Consider the following 26562-nt stretch of genomic DNA (forward strand, 5'->3'; position numbering starts at 1 on the left):
GAGGTTTATTTGCAATTTGACTACATCATTATCGGGGCCGGCTCTGCCGGCAACGTACTAGCAACGCGACTGACCGAAGATCCGAACACCACCGTGCTGCTGCTTGAAGCGGGCGGGCCGGATTATCGCTTTGACTTCCGCACCCAGATGCCCGCCGCGCTGGCGTTTCCGCTGCAGGGCAAGCGCTACAACTGGGCGTATGAAACCGAACCCGAGCCATACATGAACAACCGCCGCATGGAGTGCGGACGCGGCAAAGGACTGGGCGGCTCGTCGCTCATCAACGGCATGTGCTACATCCGCGGCAATGCCATGGATCTGGACAACTGGGCAACAGAGTCCGGTCTGGAGCACTGGAGCTACCTCAACTGCCTGCCCTACTACCGCAAGGCAGAAACGCGCGACGTGGGCGCAAATGACTATCACGGCGGCGACGGCCCGGTGAGCGTCACCACCTCTAAGCCAGGCGTGAATCCGCTGTTTGAGGCAATGGTAGAGGCTGGCGTACAGGCGGGCTATCCGCGCACTGAGGATCTCAACGGCTATCAGCAGGAAGGTTTCGGCCCGATGGACCGCACGGTCACACCGCAGGGTCGACGCGCCAGCACCGCGCGCGGCTACCTGGATCAGGCAAAACCGCGGCCGAATTTGACCATCCGCACCCACGCCATGACCGATCGCATCCTCTTCGAAGGCAAGCGCGCGGTGGGCGTCGAGTGGCTGGAAGGCGAAAGCACAATCCCCTCAAAAGCAACGGCGAAAAAAGAGGTGCTGCTCTGTGCCGGGGCGATTGCCTCCCCGCAGATCCTGCAGCGCTCCGGCGTGGGCAGTGCGCAATTGCTGAAGCAGTTTGATATCCCGCTGGTGCACGACCTCCCGGGCGTGGGCGAAAACTTGCAGGACCACCTGGAGATGTACCTTCAGTACGAGTGCAAAGAGCCGGTTTCCCTCTACCCTGCACTGCAGTGGTGGAACCAGCCGAAGATTGGCGCAGAGTGGCTGTTTAACGGCACCGGCGTGGGCGCGAGCAACCACTTCGAGGCGGGCGGGTTTATCCGCAGCCGCGAAGAGTTCGAATGGCCGAACATTCAGTATCACTTCCTGCCGGTGGCGATTAACTACAACGGCTCGAATGCGGTCAAAGAGCATGGCTTCCAGTGCCACGTCGGCTCCATGCGCTCGCCGAGCCGTGGGCACGTGCGGATTACGTCCCGCGATCCGCACCAGCATCCGGCGATTCTGTTCAACTATATGTCCCACGAGCAGGACTGGCAGGAGTTCCGCGATGCGATCCGCATCACCCGTGAGATCATGCACCAGCCGGCGCTGGACAAATACCGCGGGCGCGAGATCAGTCCGGGCATTGACTGCCAGACCGACGAACAGCTGGACGAGTTCGTGCGCAACCACGCTGAAACCGCCTTCCACCCGTGCGGCACCTGCAAAATGGGCTATGACGAGATGGCGGTGGTCGACGGTGAAGGCCGCGTTCACGGGCTGGAAGGGCTGCGCGTGGTGGATGCGTCCATTATGCCGCAGATCATCACCGGTAACCTGAACGCCACCACCATTATGATTGGCGAGAAGATAGCCGACGCCATTCGCGGGCGCGAGCCGCTGGCGAAAAGTACCGCGGCGTATTATGTGGCGAACGGGGCACCGGTTCGCCAGACGGTCGCTCAGGGTTAAAAACACTCCCCTCTCCGTAAAAGGAGAGGGTTTTCAATGTGCAGCGCCTATTCGTCATATTATTTTTTACATATAAGAAATATATATTAGCCCTGCAATTAATTTAATTATTTAAAAGTTCATTGACACCTGCGCCTTTCCTCCCTTAAGTTTTAATCGAATGTCATCCCATTCGGAATATACAATATATTCAAAATACAGAATTAAAGAATATGTCATCATTCTTTAATTCTTCTCTGCATTTTATTTTTTGAATCACTCTACAGTGAGATAAGATCATGAATAATAGTGCAAACAAGGTTGTCGTTATCACCGGTGCCAGCAGCGGGATTGGTGAGGCCATTGCCCTCCATTTAGCAAATAACGCGTATTCACTGGTACTGGTGGCGCGCCGTCAGGACAAAATTAATGCCCTCGTGGACAGGATAATCCAGCAAGGCGGTAAGGCCATCGCCGTCAAGGCCGATGTCACCCGTCAGGAAGAGGTCCAGCGCGCCATTGAGGCCGCCATCGCCGCCTACCAGCGCGTCGATGTGCTGATTAATAACGCCGGTTTTATGGCTATCGCCCCCCTCAGCGAGCTGAAAACCGACGAATGGGACAAGATGATTGATACCAATCTTAAAGGCGTTCTGTATGGCATCGCTGCCGCTCTCCCGGTGTTCAAGCGCCAGGGGAGCGGGCACATTATCAACGTCGCCTCCGTGGCGGGCATTAAGGTCCTTGCTCCCGGCGGCGTGGTGTACAGCGCCACGAAGTTCGCCGTGCGCGCCCTGAGCGAGGGCTTACGCCAGGAGGCGGGAAAAGCCCTTCGCACCACCCTGATCTCGCCGGGTGCGGTCGAAAGTGAACTTCAGTTCGGCAGTTCGGACACGGAGAGTAAAAAATTCCTTCATGAATTTTATAAGCAGGCAATTCCGGCCGAGGCGATTGCCCGAGCGGTTTTATTTGCTATTGAACAACCTAATGACGTGGATGTGAATGAAATTATTGTCCGACCCACGCAGGAAGAATTTTAGCATGACTTAATTAACGCTGAATGAGGTGTCATTATGATGAAATCATTAACGTCCTTATCAGATTTAAATATGCGAACGGGTGCCGACATTCTCCTTGAGGTGCTGGAGAGTGAAGGCGTGGAATATATATTTGGGAACCCCGGCACCACGGAACTGCCGCTGATTGATGCCCTGCTGCGGCATGAAAATATTCACTATATTCTCGCACTCCAGGAGAGCAGCGTCGTCGCCATTGCCGACGGGTATGCAAAGGCGTCCGGCAAAACCGGGTTTATCAATTTACACACCGCCAGCGGACTCGGACACGGTATGGGAAATTTGATTAACTCCCGCATTATGAAAACGCCGCTGGTGGTGACGGTCGGGCAGCAGGACACCCGCCACTATGTTCGCGATCCGCTCCTGTACGATGATATTGTTTCCATTGGTGCCCCGGTGGTGAAATGGGCGCAGGAGGTCACCAGCGCCGACCAACTCCCGGTGCTTGTTCGTCGCGCGTTTCACGCGGCAAGCTATCCTCCCGCTGGTCCCGTACTGCTCTCACTGCCGATGAACGTCATGGAAGAACTCAGCGATGCCGGAATACAAACGGCATCCAAAGTGAACTATCACACCGTCGCAGGCTCGCTGGACGAACTGGCGGAGGCGCTAAGCCAGGTTATCCCCGGCAGGATCATGATCGTGGCAGGCGATGAAGTTCACTCCAGCGGCTCGACGCAGGAGATTGTCGGGCTTGCGGAAAAACTGGGCGCCCACGTCTACGGTTCCTCCTGGCCGCTGAATTTGCCGTTCCCTACCCAACATGCGCTCTGGCGCGGCAATATGCCCACCACGGCATGCGAGATCGCCAGCATTGTGAATGCCTACGACGCGGTATTCATCATTGGCGGCAGAAGCCTGATCACCATTTTGTACAGCGAAGGGGACGCCATCCCGGGAAGCTGCGCGGTGTATCAGCTCTCGGCCGATATGAATGAACTTGGCCGCACCTATGCCACCCGGCTCTCGGTGATGGGGGATATCAAACTCTCTCTTAATGCGCTCTTACCTCTGCTTGAGCAACGTCTGGTTGCCGGCAAGCTCACCCAGCAACGGTTATTGATTGAGGCGCTCGATGAGCGGGAAAAAGAGTGGCAGCAGCAGGAGGAACGCCTCTCTGCCGAGCGGCTACGCCCGGCAATTTCGCCGATGGTGGCGGCATACGAAGTCATCAGGGCCGTTCCGCCCGGCACCACGATCGTTGATGAGGCCATTGCAACGGCAAGGCATGTCCGCAGGTTTATCTCGGATCGGCAACATCAGCGCTACTACTTTATGCGCGGCGGCGGGTTGGGCTGGGGGATGCCTGCGGCAGTAGGTCATTCTTTGGGGTTAGGCCGTGAGCCGGTGGTGTGCCTGATAGGGGATGGTGCCTCGCTGTACTCGCCGCAGGCGCTCTGGACGGCGGCACACGAGAATCTGCCCGTCACCTTTATCGTGATGAACAACCGAGAGTACAACGTGCTGAAAAACTTTATGAAGAGCCATGAAGACTACAGCTCAACGCGACAGGGCCGTTTTATCGGCATGGATCTCGTCAACCCGCATATCGACTTTCAGGCGTTAGCCACCGCCATGGGCATCTGCTGTTGCCGGGTTACCCAGGCCACAGATATCGCCGCGGCGGTGACGCAGGGGCTTCAGTCCGGTAAAACGCATTTGATTGAGATTGTGATTTCCGCGGATTAACCGCTTTTTAGCTGTACCCTACAAACGTTCTTATAACCGAAACGCTTCAAGACGCTGAATCTGCTGCCCTTCCCCGTCAAAATTTTCCTGCGCCAGCCAGGCGCGCAGCTCCGCGTCCCTTTCCGGCCATTCGCCGTCAATAATAGAAAGCATATCGCTGTCGCGGTTGCGCCCTTTGCGCACCAGCTTCTGCCGCAGACGCCCTTCCCAGACAAACCCCAGCCGTTCCGCCGCGTTACGCGAAGCGATATTCATTGAATCGCACTTCCACTCCAGACGACGATACTTGTGCTCGAAGGCATTTTTCAGCAGTAGCCACACCGCTTCAGTGCCGATGCGCGTCCCTTTCATTTTGCGCGACCAGGTCACGTGGCCGATTTCCACCGAGCCGAGAAAACGCTCAATCGCCATGTAACTCACCAGCCCCACGGCTTTTTCGGTGCGTAAATCAATCACGGCAAACGGGACCAGATCGTCATCCATGACTTTGCCGAGCACCCACTCCGCCGTGGCCTCGACGCTTTCAGGCTGAGTGCTGGCAAGCCACGTCCAGTCGCTATCGTCACCCAGCGCGTACGCTTCAAACAGATCTGCGGCGTGGCGATCGGCATCCAGTGGCTCAAGGCAGCAGTATTTGCCCACCAGCGGCGTGCGGGTTAAGACTTGCGCACATTTCCAGTCTGGTACGATATCGTTAACGGTTTGACCATGATGATTGATTTCGGGCACGGCGGTGACTCCCTGAAAGGTAAGGCATTTGTTATAGCAGGTTAAAAACCGAACGCAAAGCACTCAGCCTAATAACCAGGCTGCATGCGTTATACCCGAACGGCATATACAAAGCAGAATTTCGACTTTGCGGAATGTCTGAGACCGCCTAACGTAACGGAGCATAAAACAATCACAATATTTTTTTTCAGGGATCGCTATGACGAAAAAACTGCTGCCGTTACTGGTGCTGGCTGCGCTCTCAAGCGCTGTTCACGCCGCTACTCCGCCCAACACGCTGGTTGTCGCTCAGGGGCTCGATGACATTGTGAGCCTCGACCCGGCAGAAGCCAACGAACTTTCCAGCATCCAGACCGTACCGAGCCTGTATCAGCGCCTGGTGCAGCCAGACCGCACTAACCCAGAAAAAATTACCCCGATTCTGGCCGAAAGCTGGGAAGCCAACGCGGCAGCAAAAACCCTGACCATCAAACTCAAGCCCGACGCGAAATTTGCCTCCGGCAACCCGCTGCGCCCGGAGGACGTGATTTTCTCGTATACCCGCGCCGTCACGCTGAACAAATCCCCGGCCTTTATCCTCAACGTGCTGGGCTGGGACGCGAGCAACATCGCTACCAAGCTGAAGAAAGTGGATGACCACACGCTCACGCTACACTGGACGGCGGACGTGAGTCCGTCGGTGGCGTTAAACATTCTCTCCACGCCAATCGCCTCCATCGTCGATGAGAAGCAGGTCGTGGCGAACGTGAAGGATAACGACTTCGGCAACGCGTGGCTAAAAATGCACTCTGCGGGGAGCGGCGCGTTCAAAATGCGCGTCTATCAGCCGCATCAGGCCATCGTGCTGGAGGCTAACGAATCCGCCCCCGGCGGAGCGCCAAAGCTCAAAAGCATCATCATTAAAAACGTCCCGGACCCCGCCTCCCGCCGCCTGCTGATCCAGCAGGGTGATGCGGACGTGGCGCGCGATTTGGGTGCAGACCAGATTAGCGCCCTGGACGGTAAACCGGGCGTGAAGGTGCTCAGCATCCCGTCAGCCGAGCAAAATTATCTGGTGTTTAACACCGCAAACAGCGCCAACCCGCTGCTGAACAACCCGGCATTTTGGGAAGCGGCTCGCTGGCTGGTGGATTATGAAGGCATCACCAAAGACCTGCTGAAAGGGCAGTACTTCGTCCATCAGAGCTTCCTGCCCGTCGGTTTACCGGGCGCGCTGGAGGACAATCCGTTCAAATTTGATCCGGCAAAAGCGAAAGCGATTCTGGAGAAAGCGGGTATCAAAGACGCACACTTCACGCTGGACGTGGAGAACAAGCCCCCCTTTATCACCCTCGCGCAATCCATGCAGGCGAGCTTTGCCCAGGGTGGTGTGAAGGTGGATCTGCTGCCCGCCGCCGGAAGCCAGGTATACGCCCGCGTGCGCGCGAAGCAGCATCAGGCGGCCATTCGGCTGTGGATCCCGGACTACTTTGACGCACACTCCAACGCCAGCGCCTTCGCGTGGAACGACGGCAAGTCCAGTACCGTGGCTGGCCTGAACGGCTGGCAAACGCCCGAGCTAAACAACGCCACGCTGGCGGCGGTCGCCGAGCCGGATCCGGCGAAGCGTTTAGAAATGTATAAGAAAATGCAGGGACAGTTGCAGCATAACTCGCCGTACGTGTTCGTCGATCAGGGTAAAACCCAGATCGTGGTGCGCGATAACGTGAAGGGTTATCAGCAGGGTCTGAACGCGGATATGGTCTGGTACGACAACGTGACGAAGTAAGTATTCCCCCTCTCCCACGGGAGAGGGGTCGTCCGCGCACATTTTCAGGATAACGATTTCCCATGCCACATCTTTCCACGCGCGTGCTTCAGGGTCTGCTGACCCTGCTGCTCACGCTGTTCGGGCTGCTGCTCGTGACGTTTGCGCTCTCTGCGTTTTCACCGGTCGATCGCGTTTTACAGATCGTCGGGGATCACGCCAGCCAGTCGACATACGATCAGGTCCGCCACCAGCTCGGGCTGGATCAACCTCTGGCCGTGCAGTTCTGGCATTACCTGCAAAATCTCGCTCACGGGGATTTAGGCACGGCAAGCGCCACCGGGCAGCCGGTACTCCAGGACCTGCTGCACGCGTTTCCCGCCACGCTGGAGCTGGCAACGCTGGCGTTAATCATCGGCTCTGCCTTGGGCGTGCTGTGCGGCGTGCTGTGCGCCCGCTACGCGGGTTCGCCGCTCGATTTAGCGATCAGAACGCTCACCCTGCTCGGCAACTCGGTGCCCATTTTCTGGCTCGGGCTGCTGATGCTGGCGCTGTTCTACGCCAGGCTGCAGTGGAGCGCTGGCCCCGGCAGGCTGGACGATATCTGGCAATTTACCGTCGAGCCTCGCACCGGCTTTGCGCTGATAGACACCTGGCTTTCCGGCGACCGCGAGGCGTTCAGAAACGCCATCAGCCATCTGGTGCTGCCGGTACTGCTGCTGGCGTACTACTCGCTGGCGAGCATCACCCGCCTGACGCGCTCGGCCTGTCTGAGCGAGATGAACAAAGAGTACATCCTGCTTGCCCGTGCCAAAGGCGCCGGTGAGATGACCATTCTGCTGCGCCACGTGATGCCGAACATTCGCAGCACCCTGCTGACGGTGATTGCCCTTGCGTATACCAGCATGCTGGAGGGGGCCGTGTTGACGGAAACCGTCTTCTCCTGGCCGGGCATCGGGCGCTATCTCACGACCGCGCTGTTCGCTGGAGACACCACCGCCATCATGGGCGGCACGCTGCTGATTGGTGTGAGCTTTGTGCTGATCAATAACCTTACCGACCTGCTTGTGCGGGCAACCGATCCCAGGGTGCGCTGATGCCGTTTTATCTCTTCTTACGCCGCCTGCGCCGCTCTCCCGCCGCCTTTTGCGGATTGATTGCCATCGCGCTGCTGGTGTTTATCGCCCTGTTTGCACCGTGGATTGCGCCTCTTAACCCCAACTGGCAGGACGCCGCCGCGCGACTGCAGGCCCCCAACGCGCAGCACTGGCTGGGCACCGACAGCTACGGGCGGGACCTGCTCTCGCGCCTGATTTACGGCACTCGCCCGGCGCTGGGGCTGGTGGCATTAGTTACCGCCATCACCCTGCCTGCCGGGCTAGTGGTTGGCATTTTATCCGGCTACTACGGCGGCTGGATGGAGCGTGTCCTGATGCGTTTTACCGACGTCGTAATGTCGATGCCGCGCCTGATCCTTGCCTTCGCGTTTGTCGCGATGCTTGGACCGGGCCTGGTGAACGGTGCGCTGGCGCTGGCCTTAACCACCTGGCCCGCGTACGCGCGCCAGGCACGGAGCGAAATCCAGCGTTTGCGCCACAGCGATTATCTGGCCGCCGCCGAAATGATGGGCATTCGCGGCCTGCGCCTGCTGGTCGGCCATATCCTTCCTCTGTGTCTACCGTCGGCAATTGTGCGGCTGGCGCTGGATCTGGCGGGTATTATTCTGGCTGCCGCCGGGCTCGGCTTCCTCGGTCTTGGCGCACGTCCGCCGATGGCGGAATGGGGGGCGATGATTGCCGACGGTATGCAGGTCATTTTCGACCAATGGTGGATTGCCGCAATACCGGGCGGTGCAATTCTGTTCGCCAGCCTGGCCTTTAACCTGCTGGGCGATGGCCTGCGCGACGTACTGGAGCCACAGCATGACTGAACATCGCGTCATCGTCGATGCGCTGAATATCGACTACCCCGCGGCCCGCGTGGTTAATAACCTGAGCTTTCGGCTTGGCAACGAACGGCTGGCGCTGGTTGGGGAATCCGGCTCGGGCAAATCGATGTCAGCCCGCGCCCTGATGGGGCTGGTCCGCAAGCCCGGCGTGGTGAGCGCCCGCCAGCTTAACGTGCTGGGCAACGACCTGCTCGCCCTCAACGACCGTCGCTGGCAGACGCTGCGCGGGAACGGTATTGCGATGGTGCTTCAGGACCCGCGCTACGCGTTGAATCCGGTGAAAAACGTCGCTGCCCAGCTTGACGAGGCGCTCACGCTGCACCAGCGCCTGCCCCGCTCGGAACGCGCGGCGCGCATTCATGACATCATCCGTGCCGTCGGGCTGAATGAAAACGTCTTGCGCCGCTATCCCGGCGAACTCTCCGGCGGCATGGGCCAGCGGGTGATGATCGCCATTGCACTGATCAACAATCCGCAGGTACTGATTGCCGATGAGCCGACCTCGGCGCTGGACGCGCGCCTGCGTAACCAGATCCTCGAACTGCTGGTGCAGCAGTGCGAGGCGCGTCAGATGGCGATGCTGTTAATCAGCCACGATTTGCCGCTGGTCGCAGAGCACTGTGACCGCGTGCTGGTGATGTATCAGGGTGAAAAGGTCGACGAAATGAGGGCAAGCCAGCTTCCGCAGGCGACGCATCCCTACACGCGCACGCTGTGGACCTGCCGCCCAAACGCCAACACGTACGGCCAGATGCTGCCGACGCTCGACCGCACTCTGCCCTGGAAGGAGGCGACCCATGGCCCTCGTTGACGTTAATCAGCTCCGGGTAACGTTTGGTGGAAAAACAGCGGTTTCAGCCGCCAGCTTTGCCATTGAGAAAGGGGAAACCTTCAGCCTGATCGGTGAATCCGGCTGCGGAAAATCTACCCTTCTTCGCGTGCTGGCAGGGTTACAGCGTGAGTGGCACGGCGAGGTTGCGGTGCTGGGAGAAAGATTGCAGCCGGGCCAACGCTTTGCGGGTCCGCTTCGCCGTAACGTGCAGATGGTGTTCCAGGATCCGTGGGCCTCGCTGCACCCGAACCACACGATTTCTCGCACGCTGTCTGAACCGTTAAGCATTCACGGCGAGACGCAGATTGCTGAGAACGTGGCGGATGCTTTGCAGCAGGTCGGGCTATCCGCCGACGCCGCTAAGCGCTACCCGCACCAGCTTTCCGGCGGCCAGCGTCAGCGCGTGGCGATTGCGCGGGCGCTGTTATTGCGCCCGCAGCTTCTGCTGCTGGATGAGCCGACCTCGGCGCTAGATATGTCCGTGCAGGCAGAAATTTTGAACCTGCTCAACCGCCTGAAAGCCCAGCACGGCATGACCTATCTGCTGGTCAGCCACGACGCGGACGTGATTGCGCATATGTCCGACCGCGCGGCGTTTATGGCGCACGGGGAGATCCAGCGGGTGTTTGACCGGGAAGCGATGCTAAGGAACGAGCACAGGATGGGGTAGGCCGGGTAAGGCGTAGACGCTACCCGGCAAAACGTTACTTCAGCAGCTTCACCGTGGCGTCGATGTCGATCTCATCTTCGGTAAAGATAAGCGTGGTGTTCTGGAAGGTGGTGATCGCCAGCTTTTTCACCGCGCGCATTTCGCCCGGCTTCTTCTCGGATTTTGGCTTGATGCTGTTCATCAGCAGCCCAACCGACAGCACCGCCTTCTCTTTATCGATCCCGGTATCCACCGGCTCTTCTTCGGTAAACACCACGAAGGATTTGATCGAGGTGAGCTTCACGCGCTCGCCCGCAATATAGAGGTGCTTGCTTTCCGGGATCACCTTCACTGCGTAAGCGGAAAGGCCTTTGTTGTTGGTGGTCGGCTCGAAGGTCACTGCCGCATCTTTCTTGATCAGATCAGGGTTAGCGACCTTAATCACATGAAAATAGCGGTTGTCACCGTTTTCATCTTTGATAAATCCAAAGCCTTTATCTTTAAACCACGTTGTGATTGTTCCGTTCATCGCTGTTACCGCCTGTCAGATCTCATAGACTAAAGTTTTGCAGCGCGCAGTGTAATGCACAATGGCTGAGGAGACAAAAAAAAGCCCCTGCACGGGTGCAGGGGAAAACTCATGTCAGAGCTTATTAGTATTTAGTTGAACACCATACCACCGTCAATCAGCAGCGACTGACCGGTCATGTAGTCGGAGTCTGGCCCAGCAAGGTACGAGACGCAGGCGGCCACATCTTCCGGTTCGGACAAGCGGCCAAGCGTAATGCGTTTGGCAAAGGTTTCGGTGCCATAGCCGAGCGGTTTTCCTGCCGCTTCGGACACCTGTCGGTCGATTTCCGCCCACATCGGCGTTTTGACAATGCCTGGGCAGTACGCGTTAACGGTGATCCCGAGCGGGGCAAGATCCCGCGCTGCGGTTTGGGTTAACCCGCGAACCGCGAATTTGCTGGAGCTGTATACCGCCAGTTCCGGGTTACCGGTATGGCCCGCCTGGGAGCAGGCGTTAACGATCTTGCCGCCGTGCCCCTCTTTGCGAAACGCGTCAATCGCGGCCTGAATGCCCCAGATCACCCCTTTCACGTTGATGTTGTAGACCTTGTCGACAATCTCTGGCGTGATGGATTCGATAGGGGTGGACGGCGCCACGCCGGCGTTATTGACGATCACGTTGAAGCCGCCAAGCACGGTACGGGCTTTCTCCACCGCCGCAAACACCTGCTCGCGGTTCGAAACATCCACCTTCACGGCGATGGCTTTGCCGCCGCGTTGGACGATCTCATCGGCGACGGCTTTCGCCGTCTGTTCGTTATAGTCGGCGATGGCAACGGCAAAGCCGTCTTTCACCAGGCGAAGCGCAATCGCTTTACCAATCCCCTGGCCTGAGCCGGTTACAAGAGCAACCTTTTGCATTTTTCTGTCCTTATCGTCATTACAAAATCTGGCTGAGATGGAGCTGGCCCATCAGCAGCGGGTTATCGCTGTAGTCGACGGGAATGGCCACCACGGCCGGGCCATCGACATCCATTGCGGCACGCAGCGTCGGTTCGAGCGCATCGGCGCTCTCCACGGCAAAGCCTTTTGCACCGAAGGCGTCGGCATAGGCTTTGAAATCGACCGGGCCGAACTCCACGCCGGAAAGACGCTGGTATTTTTTCTCTTCCTGGATCGCCACCATGTTGTAGGCATTGTCTACCCAGATGATGTGCAGCACGTTGGCGTTGAGGCGTACCGCGGTTTCCAGCTCCATGCTTGACTGCAGGAAACCGCCATCGCCGGACACCGAAACCACCTTGCGTCCCGGGTTCACCAGCCACGCACCAATCGCCCAGGGCAGCGCGACGCCCATGGTTTGCTGGCCGTTGGAGATCATCACCTGACGCGCCCGGAAGCTGTAGAGATAGCGGGCGATCCAGATGTGAAAGCTGCCCATGTCGACGGTAAGCGTCACGTCGTTGTTCACGATGTCCTGCATCGCCCGGACGATGCGCAGCGGATGCAGGGCAAACTGGTTGAGGGATGCGCCGCGGCGATCGAGCAGATCGCGCTGATGCTGACGGTCGACGAGGATTTCTGACGCACGTGGGCTGAGCTCGAGCTTGTGCGCGATCCGGCCGGCAAGCAGATCCAGCGTGGCGGCTATGTCCCCCACCAGCTCCAGATCCGGCACATAGTTGCGTTCCTCATAGGCCGGGAGGACATCAATGTGCACCAGCGTGGCATCGCCGCTGTTCCACATCGACGGCTCGTATTCAACGGGGCTGTAGCCGATGCAGATAATCAGGTCCGCCAGATGCAGCAGCCTGTCACCGGCCTGATTATTAAAGAGCCCAACGCGTCCGGCAAAGCGGGTGAAGTGCTCCTGGTTCACGGCTCCGGCAGCCTGATAGGTACTGGTGACCGGGATACGGCTTTTTTCCAGCAGCTTACGCAGCGCGGCGCTGTTCGCGGGCTGGCTGGCCATCAGCCCCAGCAGGATGACCGGGTTTTTGGCGTTTTCGATAAGCTTCGCCACGTCGTTAATCGCGGACTCTGGCGCTGGCCCCATCTGGGCGGCGGTGCTGGCCGGCAAAATCGCCCCGGTGACGGGCTGGTCGACAATATCCTGCGGCAGGCTGACAAAGGCGCCGCCCGGCCGGCCCTGCTCTGCCGCACGGAAGGCGTTCGACACGACTTCGGCAATGGCTTCAGGCGAATTGACCTCAACGGCATACTTTGTGACCGGGCTGAACATGGCAACGGTGTCCATGCTCTGGTGCACCAGCTTCGCTTTGTCCGCCCGCTTGACCGCCCCCCCGAGCGCCACCACGGGATCGCCCTCGCTATTGGCCGTCGCGATGCCGGTGATCAGGTTCGAACAGCCCGGCCCGGAGGTCACCAGCGCTACCCCGGCTTTACCGGTCAGCCGACCTACCGCCGCCGCCATAAACGCCGCGTTCGCTTCGTGACGCACGGGAACGATCTCGATGGAGGAGTCCAGCAGGGAATCAAACACCTTGTCGATTTTTGCGCCCGGGATACCGAAAACCTGCTTCACTCCCTGCGCTTCCAGCTGGCTGACGACCATATCGGCACCATGCGCCCACTGACGCGACTGTTTCTCACTGTTCACGGTAGTTCTCCTGTTAGTTTTCAACGGAACGGATCGCTGCATCTAGATTGCTGGGGTGGAGATCGGCCTGTAAAAAAGCGCTGTCGGCAGGCAGGTCAATCATCAGCTTGTGGATTTCACCAAACGTCAGCACGCCGTTTTCCAACTGGTAGTCGAGCAGATGCCCTCCACCCTGACGATCGTCGGTGATGAAATGCTCGTGATAACCCGCCACGTTAATGCCCTGCATATGCTGCGGCGTACGGAACCCGACCAGTACCCCCTCTTGCTGGCTGAAGCGGAACACCGGCTGGTCATCCAGCACATCGGTCATTGCCCGGTACGGCGGCGTCTGGCGCGGCACGGTGCGGGTGTGTGCATGGCGGAAATTCCCGTCGATACGTAACGCGCAGAACAGGTTATCCGAGGGGATTTGCCGGTCGATCGCCTCGTGGATTTGCTGACGATTGACCGGCGCATCGAAGGTGATACGGTACTGCGGCTGGAACCAGGTCATCACCGCGAACGGTGTTTTCTGCTCTGGTTTCGCGGCCCGGGCGCTGCCGTCGGCGCGCAATTGATACACCTGGCTGCTGAAGGCAATCATTTCGCCGTCCAGCTCGTTAAACGTACCCAGACCAAAGTCGCCGTGTGCTAGCAGGTCGGCGATGGTGGTTTCTCCCTCGTACACGCCGCTTAGCAGGGCGCTCATTAGCGATGTTTGGTAGATCACGCTGTCAGGATGCTGGGCGGAGAACCCACGCAGGGTCTCGCACAAGCTGGCCTCACAGTCGCATGCAGATGAGTGCAACATCATGCTCGTCCTCTTCAACTTTATTTAGAAAGGTTAAATAAATGTTGACCCGATTCAGCAGAGAGTTCCAATATAGATCTCATGCTGGTTTGAGACGTTTTAGATATGGAACTTCGTTATCTGCGGTATTTTGTCGCGGTTGCACGCGAGCGACACTTCACCAAGGCGGCCAAAGCGCTGGGGATTTCACAGCCTCCTCTGAGTCAGCAGATTAAACGGCTTGAGGAAGAGGTCGGCACGCCGCTGTTCAGACGCCTGACGCGAGGCGTGGAGCTTACCGAGGCGGGAGAAGCCTTTTATGAAGACGCCTGTAAAATCCTGGCGCTGAGCGATGCCGCGCTGGAAAAAGCCCGGGGTATCGCCCGCGGGCTGAACGGCAGTTTGTCGATAGGGATCACCAGTTCAGACGCCTTTCATCCAAAAATCTTCACGCTTATTCGCCAGTATCAGGTGCAGAACTTGGCGGTGAGGGTTCACCAGGTAGAAGCCAATATGTCTTCGCTGACGGCGATGCTGGCTGAAGGGGAACTGGATATTGCCTTTGTGCGTCTGCCCTGCGAAAGCAGCAAGGCGTTTGAACTAAAAATACTCGACCGCGAGCCGATGGTGGTCGCGCTGCACCGCGATCATCCGCTGGCAGAATGCGGTTCTCTGGCGTTAGAGCAACTGAGGGACACGCCGGTGGTGTTGTTCCCGCAGGAGGTGGCGCCGGGGCTTTACGATCGCGTTTACGGCTGCTGTGAACGGGCCGGTATCGCTGTGCAGCACGCGCTGCAGTCTTCTCAACTTTCGTCGTCTCTGAGCATGGTGTCCGCAGGCGGCGGGTTTGCGCTAGTGCCCGAGTCAATGGCGGCCATTTCACCGCCGAATGTCACCTACCATGCGTTGACGTCGCCGGAACTGTATACCGATATCGCGCTGTGCTGGCGGCGTTTTGAACGTTCGCGGACGGTGAAGCGTTTTTTGACGATGATGGGTGAAAGTTAGCGGCTTATCGCCGAGTATTTCCTGGATTAATGCAGGATCGATATACCCCATCCGGTACTGGAATCACTCTGCCGTTCCTGCGTCTCCCTCATGTATTTCGTCCGGATGTAAAACCATCGTCACGCCCGGCATGTGTGGCACCTGATGCGGGAAGAGGTTAAAGACAACCTCGCAAAGCGTTCTGGAAGGTGCCTAGCAAACCTGCCAGTAACCTTTATGTCATTGAGGATTACGCCTTGTCTTCGCATTTTAACGGCCGTAAAGTGCCTGCGTTGCGGTATATCCGCAATCGGGGGGAGCAATCCGTTGGCATTACGCGATGTTTTTTGCATAAAAAGGATGCCAAATGGCGACTATTCCACAATTTTATTATCCGCTTTCCGAAGACAGCGATATTCCCTCTCCCGTCCCCCTTCCACTTTCCGATTCGGCCAATCTCTTCGAACTGGCCGACGCCTGTACCGCCTATGTGAGCGTGCTGGTTGAAACCGACGATGCCGTCACCCATGCCACGCTGTGCCAGCATTTGTGGCTGGTACTTAAACATCTGCGCGAACGTTGCGATGAAGCGCTCCCGCCCAGTCTTGTTAAACAACTCATTGTGGGGGAGAAGCTCGTATCCTGCGTTCCCAACTGCTGGCAGGACACAACGTTGCAGGCCGACTATGCGCTGGCTCTCACGCAGGCCGTCATGGGCGGGACCTTGCCTGCCAGCGTGGCAAAAGATCTTACCGGACTGCTGCACGATATGGTCTGGTTGTTGGCAGAATTCGTAAAAGAGCCCTATATCACGGCAGGCTGAGGCGAGTAATGGCGTCGTTTCGGCCTAGCATCCGCCAGACCACGAAGGCGAAAATGACAGTCATTGCGGCGAGGAGACGAAATAGCCATACATAAGCAGCGTCATAGCTTTCCCTCAGTAGTACATGTGAAAGACCGGGTAAAAGCGCCGCAGCCTGCTCAGTATTCCCGTTACCAAGCCATGCGGCGGCATTATCAATACGCTCGGGTGCATAGCCGGAGAACGTTTTTCTCAGCGTGAACGCATTCATTTCCACTAAAAATGCTGACACCATCGCAAGTGCAATACCCTCCCCTGCGACACGAACCGTATTAAACACCCCTGCGGCCATACCGGCTTTTTCGACAGGTACCGAGGAAATCGCCATACCGTCCATCAGCCCCCACGGCAGTGCTGCGCCTGCACCGGTTAATACCAGCGAAAACACCAATAAACTACTGATGGTGCTCTGTAAGGCCTGCCCAAGGATAAATAATCCTGCAGCGGAGAAAAGCAGTCCAGCGGCAGAAACAGAACCTGGAGTAAACCAGCGGGTCAGTAAGGCTCCGAGCGAGGGAAAGATGAGCATCGGAGCCGTCAGTGCCATAAGGTAAAACGCACTCTGGGTCTCGCTCAAACCGTCTCCGCCCATAAAATGCAGCGGAATAATAATTAGCAGCACAACGTAGCAATAGCAGGTTGCCACAGGAAGTAAAAGAACACCAGCAAAGCGCGGAGTACGTAAAAGTGCGATATCCAGGACTGGGTTTTTAACGTGACGACAGCGCGCCGCAAATGCAGCGAAAAGCAGTATGGCGGCGAAAAACAGGACGAGCCCCGGAAGGGATAACAATCCCCAGGAGGGGATAAGCATCATCCCCGACGTAAACAGAACCAAAGCGATAGTGAACAGCGCTAAGCCAGCATAATCCACCTTTCGATCCGCGTTTTTTTTCGATACGGGTAAAGACAGGGTGCCAGCCAACATAATCGCTCCAGAGAACAGCGCCATCAAGACATACACCCATCGCCACCCCAAGCAATCGATAATAAACCCAATCCCCAGAGGCCCGAATGCAAGTCCGGTACCAAACATCGTCCCCAAAATGCTGAATGCTTGGGTTCTCGTCTCCCCCCCATAGAGTTGAGCCAATGCGGCGCTTCCTCCCGCTAGCGTCATCGCGGCTGCGACGCCCTGGAGCAACCTGAGTAATCCAATTGAGGAGGAACTCTCCGCTAATGCGATGAGCACGCAGCTCAGACAAAAGATAAATAAACCGAGGATGAATATGCGTTTGCTGCCTACAGCATCTGCAATTACGCCAGCTAACAGCAGGAAACTGCCGAAAGTAAGCATAAATCCATTCGTAAGCCATGATAAAACGGCTGCTGAACCGCCCAATTCATGGCCAATCGCGGGGGTCGTCCCCACGCCACCGGTAAAACTCATCGGTAGCAGTAAAGCCCCCAAAAAAACTGAGGCGGCGGCCGGATGTCGAACGAGCCGAAGTAAAGGTGTTATGAAAGAGCGCATCTGATTACCTTTGGTACGCAAAATAGATGATGAATAAATAAACTTCCGCCATGTTATTGCGGACCAATAGCAATATAAATAGACTGAATATACCGACTGAATAGAGATAAAGTTCATAATCAATGGATAGTCTTACCTCACTCACTTCGTTTGTAAGGACAGCGGAAACGTTGAGCTTTGTGCAGGCCGCAAGACTACTCGGTATTTCCGCATCAGCCGTAGGCAAAAATGTTGCCAGGCTTGAACAAAAACTGGGCGTAAGGCTTTTCAACCGCAGTACAAGGAGCGTAAGCCTGACGGCAGAGGGCGCGGTGTTGCTGGTACGCTGCCAGCAAATCCTTGAGCAATTGCAGGATGCTGAAGCAGAATTGACCCGCAATGTCGCCCTCCCCTCGGGCAAACTCAGGATTTCTCTGCCGGTAATGGGATATCGTTTGCTGCTTCCTCTTCTTCCTGCCTTTACCCGTCACTACCCTGAAATAGAACTGGATCTGGATTTCAGCGATCGGATGGTGAACATCATTGATGAAGGGTTTGACGTGGCGATACGGAGCGGCGACATAGCAGATTCCAGGCTCACCGCGAAAAAGCTCGGCAGCTTCAAATTTGTTCTTTGTGCCAGCGACGCCTATCTGGAGGAATACGGCTCGCCGATGTCACCGGCAGATTTAAACGTTCACAAGTGCATTCTTTATCGCTTTCCAACAACCGGGCTCATTCAGCCATGGGAGCTTAAGGGTATGAGCGACTCCGCACCTGTTTCTGCTTTAGCCGTCAACAATATTGAAGCCGTTATCCGCATGAGCGCTGCGGGCATGGGGATAAGTTACGTCCCGGATTTTGTCGTCCGCGAGGCGCTGCAAAAGGGGGAGTTAAGAGAGGTTTTACCGGGTTCATGCGTCCGGCAAGGGCAGTTTTCCGCTCTGTGGGCAACCAGAAGGCATCTTTCACCGAGAATACGCGCCTTTATTGATTTTATGTCTGAAAACGGTATACAGGGATTTTAAGGCGGTAAATGTTCATGTGAATCCGTCTTCAGTACGACATTATGCTGGTTATTGTTTGCCGCAGGGCATCCATTACTCTGGCGATGTTAAAGGATGACAAGGAAGAGATATGTTGAACCCTGGATTCGTTACCCGCAAAGCGCTGGCTGCATGGCAGGATATCCCCACTTTTTTGCCCCAGTTCCAGTTTCATGAACAACATCGAACGATCGTTCACACGACCCGCCCTGACGCTATTTTGCCGCTAATTGCGGAATTTGACGTCCAGCAGGACACGGTTATTCGATGGTTAATGTCTTTGCGCCAAATTCCGCAAAAATTTCTGCGCCATCAGCATATCCAGGCGACAAGTAACTTTGGAATGCACAGTTTTACCCTTTTAAAGCGCTCCCCTTCTGAGCTCTGCTATGGCTTAAGGGGGCAATTCTGGCGAGCCGATTTCGGCCTGGAAAACGTGCCGGATGCCGATGCATTTCAGGCCGCAGTCGCTCCGGGTAGCGCAAAACTGCTGCTGCGCTATAGGGTAACGGAACTGACGCCAGGTAAACATGAACTTTGTACTGAAACGTTTATTTATTGTCCGGACAGAAAGACGACGTTAAAAATGTCCGCTTACTGGCTGGCAATACGCGCGGGCAGCGGCTGGATCCGCAAAAGGACTTTAGAGGCTGTTAAGTCGAATATTCAAGACGTGAAGTCAGATGCTGAAGATAAATTAACGAGGTAAATGAACCCGCTTCATTTTTTATGGCTGCACCAGTCAGTGCGGCCTGCTGCAGAAGACAATAAAAAACCCGCACAGTGGCGGGTTTATTTTTATCAGTTTTAACTTAACTGCTCAGACTATTGTCTTCATCGCTATCGCAAGGTTCACTGATAATTAGCTCAGGTTACAGTGGAGAAACATTTCCAGCTGCAGGACCTTTAGCGCCATTTTCAATGGTGAAGGAAACTTTCTGACCTTCATCAAGCGTTTTGTAGTTGTCACTCTGGATTGCAGAGAAATGTACGAATACATCTTTGCTGCCGTCGTCAGGAGTGATAAAGCCAAAACCTTTATCTGAGTTGAACCATTTTACTAAACCAGTCATTTTATTAGACATAGATAATTCCTTAATTTATGAGCCACGTAAGCGCGGCGATGATGGCCTGTATTTAGAGAGTGACTTATTTGGCACTTAGGAGGAGGCTCATGAAGAAGGGTATCTATAGATAACACCTGAACTGAGGACTGCTTTACTAAAACTGCTTTCATAAGGTCTGTATTCCAAACCGATGACGCTATTAAGACATAGAGAAATTGATTGCGCAATGATTATTATTATTTATTTTAACCATTTAAACGCCCGGATGGCTGAATGAATGATAATACCCTAACAGCGCTAAGGCGGGTACCCGCATGAGGAGAAGCCAATGAATCGCCACGGGTTACAGCTCGTCAGATAAACAGACCTGCCCCTTCTTCATAAGAAGATCCTGCCCACGACCCACGCAGGGATCGGTAAAACACAGAGAACGGGACGGAGAAACGCTCGTGAATTACCCGTACCTGATTTTCCCATCGATACAAGGCTCGGGTTTACCAAACAGGTATCCTTGTGCGAAATCGCAGCCCAGCGCCTGAAGACTTTTCAACTGCTCTTCCGTTTCAACACCTTCTGCAACAGCCTTCATATCGAGAGATTTCGCCATACCGGTGATGAGCTTGATGATAGTAAGGGCATCTTCCTGAGTGGATATCGAATGCACAAAAGACTTATCTATTTTGATTTTATCGAAGGCAAGCCGACTCAAGCGTGAAAGAGAAGAGTATCCCGTTCCAAAATCATCGATAGAGATTTTTACGCCCAGCGCTCTGAGCTTATTAAGCGTGTTCATCGGCGTATTGTTCTCAGTAAAGAGAGAAGATTCCGTGACCTCCAGCTCAAGACGGTCAGCCGGAAGTCCCGTTTCTTTCAAAATGGCCTGTACTATTGCAGCAAAGGCTTTACTGCTTAACTGGACAGGAGAGACATTGACGGAAATTTTAGCGGGCATCGCCCACGAAGCCGCTTCCCGGCAGGCCATTTCAAGCACGGATTTTCCCATCTCATTAATCATTCCTGTTTTTTCAGCAACAGAAATAAAGCTGTCCGGCGACAGTAGGCCCTTTGAAGGATGTATCCAACGAATAAGGGCTTCATAGCTGTAAACTTCGCGGGTGAACGAATCGACGATAGGCTGATAATAAACCACGAACTCTTTATTCAATAATCCCAAAGCCATATCATGCTCAAGCGTTCGGCTTTCCTGCAGCTTATCTAACATTCGCTGTCTGAAGACTTTGATCTTACCGGAGCCTTCCTTTTTGGCTTCATAAAGAGCCAGGTCGGCAAATTTATAAAGATAGTCGGAGCGGCGTTCAGTATCTGAAATAACAATACCCACACAGGTAGTAATATTTATTATCGTGTTATAAATAGTGTAGGGCTGATTGATGGAGTCACATATTTTTTGCGCCATAGAAACGGCTTTACTCTCTGTCAGGCCACTAGAGAGAAACGCAAATTCGTCCCCACCTAAGCGATAAAGGGTATGTGAAGTAAGATGTAGCGAAATCAGGCGATGGGAGATCTGGCGTAATAACATATCACCGGCATCATGACCATAGGTATCATTGACTTCCTTGAATCGGTCTAAGTCAAACAACATCACGGTAACAGAATCATTATTTTTTCCTGCCCGCTCGATGGTTTTATTGAGTTCTCCCCAGAAGAAGTGTCTATTATTCATCTCGGTCAGAGAGTCATGATAAACATCATATTCCAGCTTTGCATTCTGGATTTGCAGTTTCTCTTTAGAGTTCTGTAGCTCTTCAGCAAGACTTTTAACCTGAAGATGCGCTTTAAGAATGTTTCTGTTTTGAACAAATATCAAACTACCCAGTATCGCACTCAGTATTATTAGCACCACAGACATGGCTGAATAGATATAATACAGAGTTTGAATATTTAGGTTAGCATGATTAATCGAGTTAACATCTTTATTTAATGCGCCGGAGGAAAGACGCCCCAGTGGCGCATCAAGCCGATGCATTATTTTCAAATATGATTTGATTTGTGAACGGTTCATGCTCTCAAGATGAACATCAAGATAGGTAAGCGTCTTTTCAAGCTCTACAGATAAATCGTGATGAATTTTATTGCTTTCTATGTAATGCCCTAAATCACCTTCATGCATTAAATCGCTCTGGCTGAGCATAATGTCGAGACGCAGACGGACATCATCAAGCGCCATCGTGTCATCGATAGTGTAAAGACCAAGCCATGATTCGAGTCGGTAATATTCTGATACCAGCTGTGCAGCAGACCAAGAATCAGTGTAATGCGTGAGTTTCTGTAACTCTTGCTGCCTTTCATGCACCAGGAAAGATATATACCCGGTAGCGATAAAAAGGGAAAATATGATGCCAGCCAGTATTCTGTTCATGATGTTCCTCTGAACGCCTACTCAATGCTCATTTTGCTGACCTGCCATGCCGATCTTGCATAATAAATCTGAGTATTCAGTTCAGGCAGGCTATCATAAGGATACACGATGAATGACGGTCCTTTATCGCGGATGCGCATATATTGCCCGTTAATTTTCAACGCCAGGATAACATTGTATTTTTTGAAATCACTAAGGGGGATAATGGTGGTGTAGTCATTGAGCGCGGTGACCTTAACGATAGTCCCTTTCGCGCCAACATAATCCATCAGTTTTTGCATGGGTACGCCCGTAAATGTCGTGCGTCCATTATACCAGGGTGAGGTCGTCTGGAAACTTACCACGCCCAGTTTCTCCAGGCTGGCGATATCAAAAACGGCTTTACCGTCTTCATTTGTATTTTCTATATTACCGGACATCGTTAAAAGGATTTTACCAACAGGTTTGGGAAATTCTCCCGCCCAGACCTGTGTGGAGACTACCAAGCTTAACAACATGACAATTAATCGCATTCTGACCTCACCAGGCTACCGGATGTTAAAGAATTATAATTTAGATATTGGGCTATTTATATATGCTGCCCGACTATTATTGTTACCTGTAATTCAACAGAATTATTAATCATTAAAAATCAATAAGTTAGGTGCGGTGTTTTTTAATGTCGTTTACGTAAAAGCGATGCTGTTATTTGAAGCATGCAAAAAAAACTTTGGTATGTTCAAAAAACAAGCCGCCTGTTGAAGCAACGCAAACAAATCACGCACTAACCTAAAGGTTATTTTGGTTTGTAGTGGCGGTTAAGAAGCCGAAGATTAGTCGACGTCTTCACGGAGAGCTTACGTAAACGCTGGCTCATGAGCCAACGCTTGCTACGTCGTTACGATGTCATCAGTTCCACTGAACGTCGAGCCTGTCAGAATGGGGCAAACGTAGCCTTTGAGGATGCGTCGGTTCATTATGTCATCCACATAATAATCAATCGAAATATTGTGCTCCCGATTAACTTGGGAAATGAATGCTTTTAGAGTCTCTGGCGTTGCAGGAAGGGTAGTTGCTACAAGGTTATCGAAATCGTTCTGAGTAAACCGCGTATTCCCCTCCAATGTTGAACGCTGGAGCAAAGTATGTGCGGTCACTTACAGGATGGCTCGTTGATATTGATCGGACAGCAGGACGTCAAGATCGGTCTGACGAATATCAAACTCAAAATGAAAGCTGACAAATCCCGATTCAACAGGTAATGAATAGATAAGACTGTCATCTAACTTATCAATGTAAGGTTCGCAGCCGTCTCACATTAGTCGTTGCAACTTCATATCGCCCTCTTCTTTAATTCACTATCACTTATGCTATTTGGAACGATGATATCCGATTAAATAATAAATAGTTGTTTTATTAAATAACCATTTCGCTGCTATTAATTTTTTTCCTTCCCGCCTCTTAAATTTGATAATAATTCCGTTCTACCCGTCAATGGGCCACCTGTTAAAACTCCCCATACAAATCACAAATTATAGTAAAATAAATCAGTCATAAAAGCTATCAATGGAGGTATCAAACTTTTCACTACCTATGGGCGCTACACAGTCCGCTCTCCTACTTCTCCTGCAGCAGGCGGTAACACTGCCACAGGAAGGAGTCTACCCGATCGGATAGACATAATTAAATCTTATAAAAAAGCTGTTTCGCCACTACCAACTTTCTTCACTTCAAGCCATTTAAATTTGATGCCAACCCCATGTTCCTGATCTAAATCGGTCGAGAACATGAACCCAAATTCACTGTCTTCATCTGGATGAAAGATAAACTTTCAGCAAAATCAAGTTCATTTAAAAAATTTTCATTTTGACGAAAAATGTCGTGGCTTGGATTTTTCATGTTTATTCCAAAAAGGGCATAAAAAGCGATAAACCCTTCATCGACACCTTCGTACTCCAACTCACAAAAATCCGGATATTTTACAGCAAAGCCATTTTTCAACCTGAGGAATTCTTTACAATCTTCAGGTAAACTGACTTTTAATTTTCCCCCTAAAACTTTAATTTCATCTTTATTTGCAGGTTTTCCGTATGAAATAGGCATAAGCTCTCCTTGCTAAGGTCATGACTTAGTGATCTTAGATACTCCACCTCTGTTATGGAAAAATCGATGGTAGTAATTAAAGCCGGAACTTAATGGTTTCCGGCATATTCCATTCATTTATCTAAATAAAAAACATGTATCCTAGCCATAAAAATAATCATAGAATGCATTAAAACCTTCATTACCGATAAGAGGCGCAATTCTTTTCCGCAACTCATCAATAAAGTCACCTTTCACTTCGTCATTATCATCCGCTATATCAAAGATATCGTATTGACCATATACCAAATCAATAAGCTCAGCTAATGAAAATATAGATCCAGAGAGACTGCCAGCTATTTTAAATGGTTCAATTACATCATAACTTGCATAAATATGGGTATTCCCTTCATCGACAACCGCAATTATAGGTTTACCTCCACCTAAATCATCACCAATAACAAGGTAATTTTTTAGTAAGCACTCATAACCATTTTAGCCTTCGAGAGCTCACTGACAGAGTGAATTTTAATTGGCGTGAAGCCTGTTTCAATTTTTAACTTTTCAGGATTATAATTTTTATATAAAAATTCCACTTCTGTCGAACGAGGTAAGTTGGACGGGAAGGCATTGTCCAGATCATTGACGGTGCTCAAACTCCCTGACAGCGAGTATTTATTGCAAATGACAATAAGTTGTTTTAATGCTTTTTCAATCTCATTCACAATAGTATCAGACGCATCCATAAATATAGCCCTCAGTAATAACTAATTAAATTAGAAAAAATTCCATAAAAGCAATTAAAAAATTAAGAAAGAAAATGCATTCTGAATAAAAAACATCATCTGCATTTTATAAGCCGGAAATAATTAATATTAATCCGGATTTTATTAATCACTTATCTTTACGAGTACTGCCAAAAACCAGCTATGATATTCCCGCCAGATATGTTTTTATACAAATACAAAGCACCGTAACCAAAGATGTAATCACCATCAAGCAATGCATCTGGATAATAACCTTCATCTATCTGCATGAAAAATTCATAACCATCTTTTTGCAAAGCATCAAAATAATAATCTTCAGGTTGTATTAACCTTGCTTCTTCGGTTTTAGTGATAAAATCAAACTCTTCACTTTCAACATTATCATACCCAACAATAACTGCTTTGTTAATGTGTTTTATCGTAAATGCATCATTATTGCTTTCATTAGAAAAAGTATGCGTAAAAAATTTTACTGAACAATTAGGATAGATATTGTTATCAATTATATCATCATATTCTTCTGGAGTAAGTATCGAAATATACTCATGTCCATCATCAGGATTCTGAACTGTCAAATAAAACTTATAACCCCGAACAATATCTAGTTTATCTAAAAAGAATTCAGGGATATTTCCACCAATCCGCCCAATGACATTACCATCAGAAATGATACTTATTTTAGAGATTAGATTACATTTAATCATTTCTTAATCTCGCCCTCATAAAAATTACATTTTCTCTTTCCTAATTTCCATAACCATTTCAGCGAACAAATTCTTAGCATCTTTAAGTCACATTTATGATTAACTACAATGTACGTCTCTTTAGGTATGATTGAAAAATAAATTAATAAAAGCCGGAAAGGTTTATATTCTTTGCCGGCTAATGGATTTAATAAAGCCTGGAGTCTGAGCGTGGTTCAACATCTCTTATACCAAGTTGATTCGTTTTTTCAAAAATTAAATTATAGCAATAGACAGTCTCTTCCCCCTTTAATAAATGAACACCTTCAAGGCTCACTTTATATATTCCTTTAGGAACATCAGCATTAATCCAACCAGTATAATCGTCCCACTCCCAAAATACTGCCATATCGGCAACATATAAATCACCCGTTACATTAAGATAGAAATATTTATCCGTGAATATAACCTCTCTGTCTTCATTGTCGGGGAGTTCATTTAAAAAGAGCCTAACAACATAGCCACCATCATCAAGGCCCATAATAGGTAAGGCAATACCTTCATTAAGAACAAGATCCCCTTTGTCTGTGGTGGTGAATTCCTGGAGAATGTTATCTCCATCCTCTATCTTCCCACCAAATGGGGCCAGTATTCCTGGATAATCGAAAATTATTATCCCGTTAAAATCCACATCAATGTCAATTGTTTTAACCACATCTACCTCCTGATGCCTTACCTGTTTGTTTATTATTGAACCACTCCAGCAGTTTTGAATGTGCTTCTTGAGGGGTGACATTTCTGGCTAAGTTTTCACCCGCCGAAGGAATCTTTAAATCGCCTCTTATATGTGAAACGCAATTTAAATTATGGTTATACGCATTGAATATATCATCCGCGGCCCCCTCTGCCACGGCCCCTGAATTTTCCCAATATCATTTTGAATAGCTCTATGTAGTTCTTCATGCATTCCAGCGCTATAAGGGTCCGGGAAAAACGTTGGCGTATTTTTC

General features: G+C 52.1%; 25 protein-coding genes and 2 pseudogenes. 12 read left to right on the forward strand and 15 right to left on the reverse strand.

Features of this window, described 5'->3' with window-relative positions:
• Nucleotides 1-9 precede the first annotated feature (9 nt).
• The 3 genes from betA (at nt 10) to V5P19_RS10570 (ending at nt 4436) form a co-directional block, all read left to right on the forward strand.
• Nucleotides 10-1689: a choline dehydrogenase gene (gene betA, locus V5P19_RS10560; RefSeq protein WP_334402942.1), complete on the forward strand. Its 1680-nt coding sequence runs from the start codon at nt 10-12 to the stop codon at nt 1687-1689.
• A gap of 278 nt (nt 1690-1967) precedes the next feature.
• Complete coding sequence (locus tag V5P19_RS10565) at nt 1968-2708, forward strand: SDR family oxidoreductase (RefSeq protein ID WP_334402944.1); 741 nt, start codon at nt 1968-1970, stop codon at nt 2706-2708.
• Between the two features lie 33 nt (nt 2709-2741).
• Nucleotides 2742-4436 (forward strand): thiamine pyrophosphate-binding protein, encoded by a 1695-nt coding sequence (locus V5P19_RS10570; RefSeq protein WP_334402946.1) that lies wholly within the window; start codon nt 2742-2744, stop codon nt 4434-4436.
• 30 nt (nt 4437-4466) lie between these two features.
• Here the strand turns inward: V5P19_RS10570 and V5P19_RS10575 are convergent, their stop codons facing one another.
• The gene (locus tag V5P19_RS10575) at nt 4467-5165 is read right to left on the reverse strand and encodes a GNAT family protein (protein WP_334402948.1); all 699 of its coding nucleotides are present in this window, start codon (nt 5163-5165) and stop codon (nt 4467-4469) included.
• Nucleotides 5166-5364: 199 nt separating this feature from the next.
• On the opposite strand from V5P19_RS10575, the gene V5P19_RS10580 reads away from it, so the two are divergent.
• The 5 genes from V5P19_RS10580 to V5P19_RS10600 all read left to right on the forward strand — a co-directional run bounded on the left by V5P19_RS10580 (nt 5365) and on the right by V5P19_RS10600 (nt 10362).
• Nucleotides 5365-6933 (forward strand): ABC transporter substrate-binding protein, encoded by a 1569-nt coding sequence (locus V5P19_RS10580; RefSeq protein ID WP_334402951.1) that lies wholly within the window; start codon nt 5365-5367, stop codon nt 6931-6933.
• Nucleotides 6934-6995: 62 nt separating this feature from the next.
• Entirely contained in the window at nt 6996-8009 is a 1014-nt protein-coding gene (locus tag V5P19_RS10585; RefSeq protein WP_334402954.1) for an ABC transporter permease, read from the forward strand.
• Nucleotides 8009-8842 carry an ABC transporter permease gene (locus V5P19_RS10590; RefSeq protein WP_334402957.1) on the forward strand — a complete coding sequence of 278 codons (834 nt, stop codon included), beginning with the start codon at nt 8009-8011 and terminating at the stop codon, nt 8840-8842. The genes V5P19_RS10585 and V5P19_RS10590 overlap by 1 nt, the downstream gene beginning before the upstream one ends.
• On the forward strand, nt 8835-9671 hold the full coding sequence (locus tag V5P19_RS10595) for an ABC transporter ATP-binding protein (protein ID WP_334402959.1): 837 nt from the start codon (nt 8835-8837) through the stop codon (nt 9669-9671). The genes V5P19_RS10590 and V5P19_RS10595 overlap by 8 nt, the downstream gene beginning before the upstream one ends.
• Nucleotides 9658-10362, forward strand: a complete 705-nt coding sequence (locus V5P19_RS10600; RefSeq protein ID WP_334402962.1) for an ABC transporter ATP-binding protein — start codon at nt 9658-9660, stop codon at nt 10360-10362. The genes V5P19_RS10595 and V5P19_RS10600 overlap by 14 nt, the downstream gene beginning before the upstream one ends.
• Before the next feature lie 34 nt (nt 10363-10396).
• On the opposite strand, the gene V5P19_RS10605 is transcribed toward V5P19_RS10600, so the two are convergent.
• The 4 genes from V5P19_RS10605 to budA form a co-directional block, all read right to left on the reverse strand.
• A complete protein-coding gene (locus V5P19_RS10605) occupies nt 10397-10870 on the reverse strand; it encodes a cold shock domain-containing protein (RefSeq protein ID WP_334402965.1) in 474 nt (157 codons plus the stop codon).
• 131 nt (nt 10871-11001) lie between these two features.
• A complete protein-coding gene (locus V5P19_RS10610; RefSeq protein ID WP_334402967.1) occupies nt 11002-11772 on the reverse strand; it encodes a (S)-acetoin forming diacetyl reductase in 771 nt (256 codons plus the stop codon).
• 19 nt (nt 11773-11791) lie between these two features.
• Nucleotides 11792-13471, reverse strand: coding sequence for an acetolactate synthase AlsS (alsS, locus tag V5P19_RS10615; protein WP_334402969.1), 1680 nt, complete (start codon nt 13469-13471; stop codon nt 11792-11794).
• Nucleotides 13472-13484: 13 nt separating this feature from the next.
• A complete protein-coding gene (budA, locus tag V5P19_RS10620) occupies nt 13485-14264 on the reverse strand; it encodes an acetolactate decarboxylase (RefSeq protein ID WP_334403496.1) in 780 nt (259 codons plus the stop codon).
• A gap of 105 nt (nt 14265-14369) precedes the next feature.
• Between budA and V5P19_RS10625 the strand changes: the two genes are divergently transcribed.
• Nucleotides 14370-15251: a LysR family transcriptional regulator gene (locus tag V5P19_RS10625; RefSeq protein WP_334402972.1), complete on the forward strand. Its 882-nt coding sequence runs from the start codon at nt 14370-14372 to the stop codon at nt 15249-15251.
• On the opposite strand, the pseudogene V5P19_RS10630 reads toward V5P19_RS10625, so the two are convergent.
• Nucleotides 15243-15392: pseudogene (locus tag V5P19_RS10630) on the reverse strand (AraC family ligand binding domain-containing protein); the annotation flags it as partial. The gene V5P19_RS10625 and the pseudogene V5P19_RS10630 overlap by 9 nt on opposite strands.
• A 205-nt stretch (nt 15393-15597) precedes the next feature.
• On the opposite strand from V5P19_RS10630, the gene V5P19_RS10635 reads away from it, so the two are divergent.
• Nucleotides 15598-16053 carry a hypothetical protein gene (locus tag V5P19_RS10635; RefSeq protein ID WP_334402974.1) on the forward strand — a complete coding sequence of 152 codons (456 nt, stop codon included), beginning with the start codon at nt 15598-15600 and terminating at the stop codon, nt 16051-16053.
• Here the strand turns inward: V5P19_RS10635 and V5P19_RS10640 are convergent.
• Nucleotides 16040-17566, reverse strand: coding sequence for an MFS transporter (locus V5P19_RS10640; RefSeq protein WP_334403498.1), 1527 nt, complete (start codon nt 17564-17566; stop codon nt 16040-16042). The genes V5P19_RS10635 and V5P19_RS10640 overlap by 14 nt on opposite strands.
• A 122-nt stretch (nt 17567-17688) precedes the next feature.
• Between V5P19_RS10640 and V5P19_RS10645 the strand changes: the two genes are divergently transcribed.
• Nucleotides 17689-18573 carry a LysR family transcriptional regulator gene (locus tag V5P19_RS10645; RefSeq protein WP_334402977.1) on the forward strand — a complete coding sequence of 295 codons (885 nt, stop codon included), beginning with the start codon at nt 17689-17691 and terminating at the stop codon, nt 18571-18573.
• 109 nt (nt 18574-18682) lie between these two features.
• Nucleotides 18683-19300: a hypothetical protein gene (locus tag V5P19_RS10650; RefSeq protein ID WP_334402979.1), complete on the forward strand. Its 618-nt coding sequence runs from the start codon at nt 18683-18685 to the stop codon at nt 19298-19300.
• Nucleotides 19301-19463: 163 nt separating this feature from the next.
• Here the strand turns inward: V5P19_RS10650 and cspA are convergent, their stop codons facing one another.
• The 8 genes and pseudogenes from cspA to V5P19_RS10690 all read right to left on the reverse strand — a co-directional run bounded on the left by cspA (nt 19464) and on the right by V5P19_RS10690 (nt 26267).
• Entirely contained in the window at nt 19464-19676 is a 213-nt protein-coding gene (cspA, locus tag V5P19_RS10655; RefSeq protein ID WP_334402981.1) for an RNA chaperone/antiterminator CspA, read from the reverse strand.
• A 436-nt stretch (nt 19677-20112) separates the two neighbouring features.
• Entirely contained in the window at nt 20113-22041 is a 1929-nt protein-coding gene (locus tag V5P19_RS10660) for an EAL domain-containing protein (protein WP_334402984.1), read from the reverse strand.
• A gap of 17 nt (nt 22042-22058) precedes the next feature.
• Nucleotides 22059-22553: a molybdopterin-dependent oxidoreductase gene (locus V5P19_RS10665; RefSeq protein WP_334402986.1), complete on the reverse strand. Its 495-nt coding sequence runs from the start codon at nt 22551-22553 to the stop codon at nt 22059-22061.
• A 426-nt stretch (nt 22554-22979) separates the two neighbouring features.
• A pseudogene (locus V5P19_RS10670) lies at nt 22980-23315 on the reverse strand (hypothetical protein); the annotation flags it as partial.
• 475 nt (nt 23316-23790) lie between these two features.
• Nucleotides 23791-24123: an SMI1/KNR4 family protein gene (locus V5P19_RS10675; RefSeq protein ID WP_334402989.1), complete on the reverse strand. Its 333-nt coding sequence runs from the start codon at nt 24121-24123 to the stop codon at nt 23791-23793.
• 452 nt (nt 24124-24575) lie between these two features.
• Nucleotides 24576-24848, reverse strand: coding sequence for a hypothetical protein (locus tag V5P19_RS10680; RefSeq protein ID WP_334402992.1), 273 nt, complete (start codon nt 24846-24848; stop codon nt 24576-24578).
• A gap of 158 nt (nt 24849-25006) precedes the next feature.
• A complete protein-coding gene (locus V5P19_RS10685) occupies nt 25007-25573 on the reverse strand; it encodes a hypothetical protein (protein ID WP_334402994.1) in 567 nt (188 codons plus the stop codon).
• Nucleotides 25574-25760: 187 nt separating this feature from the next.
• The gene (locus tag V5P19_RS10690; protein WP_334402996.1) at nt 25761-26267 is read right to left on the reverse strand and encodes a hypothetical protein; all 507 of its coding nucleotides are present in this window, start codon (nt 26265-26267) and stop codon (nt 25761-25763) included.
• Between the last annotated feature and the right edge of the window lie 295 nt (nt 26268-26562).

This window comes from Enterobacter sp. UNJFSC 003, from assembly GCF_036903355.1.
Taxonomy (GTDB): domain Bacteria; phylum Pseudomonadota; class Gammaproteobacteria; order Enterobacterales; family Enterobacteriaceae; genus Enterobacter.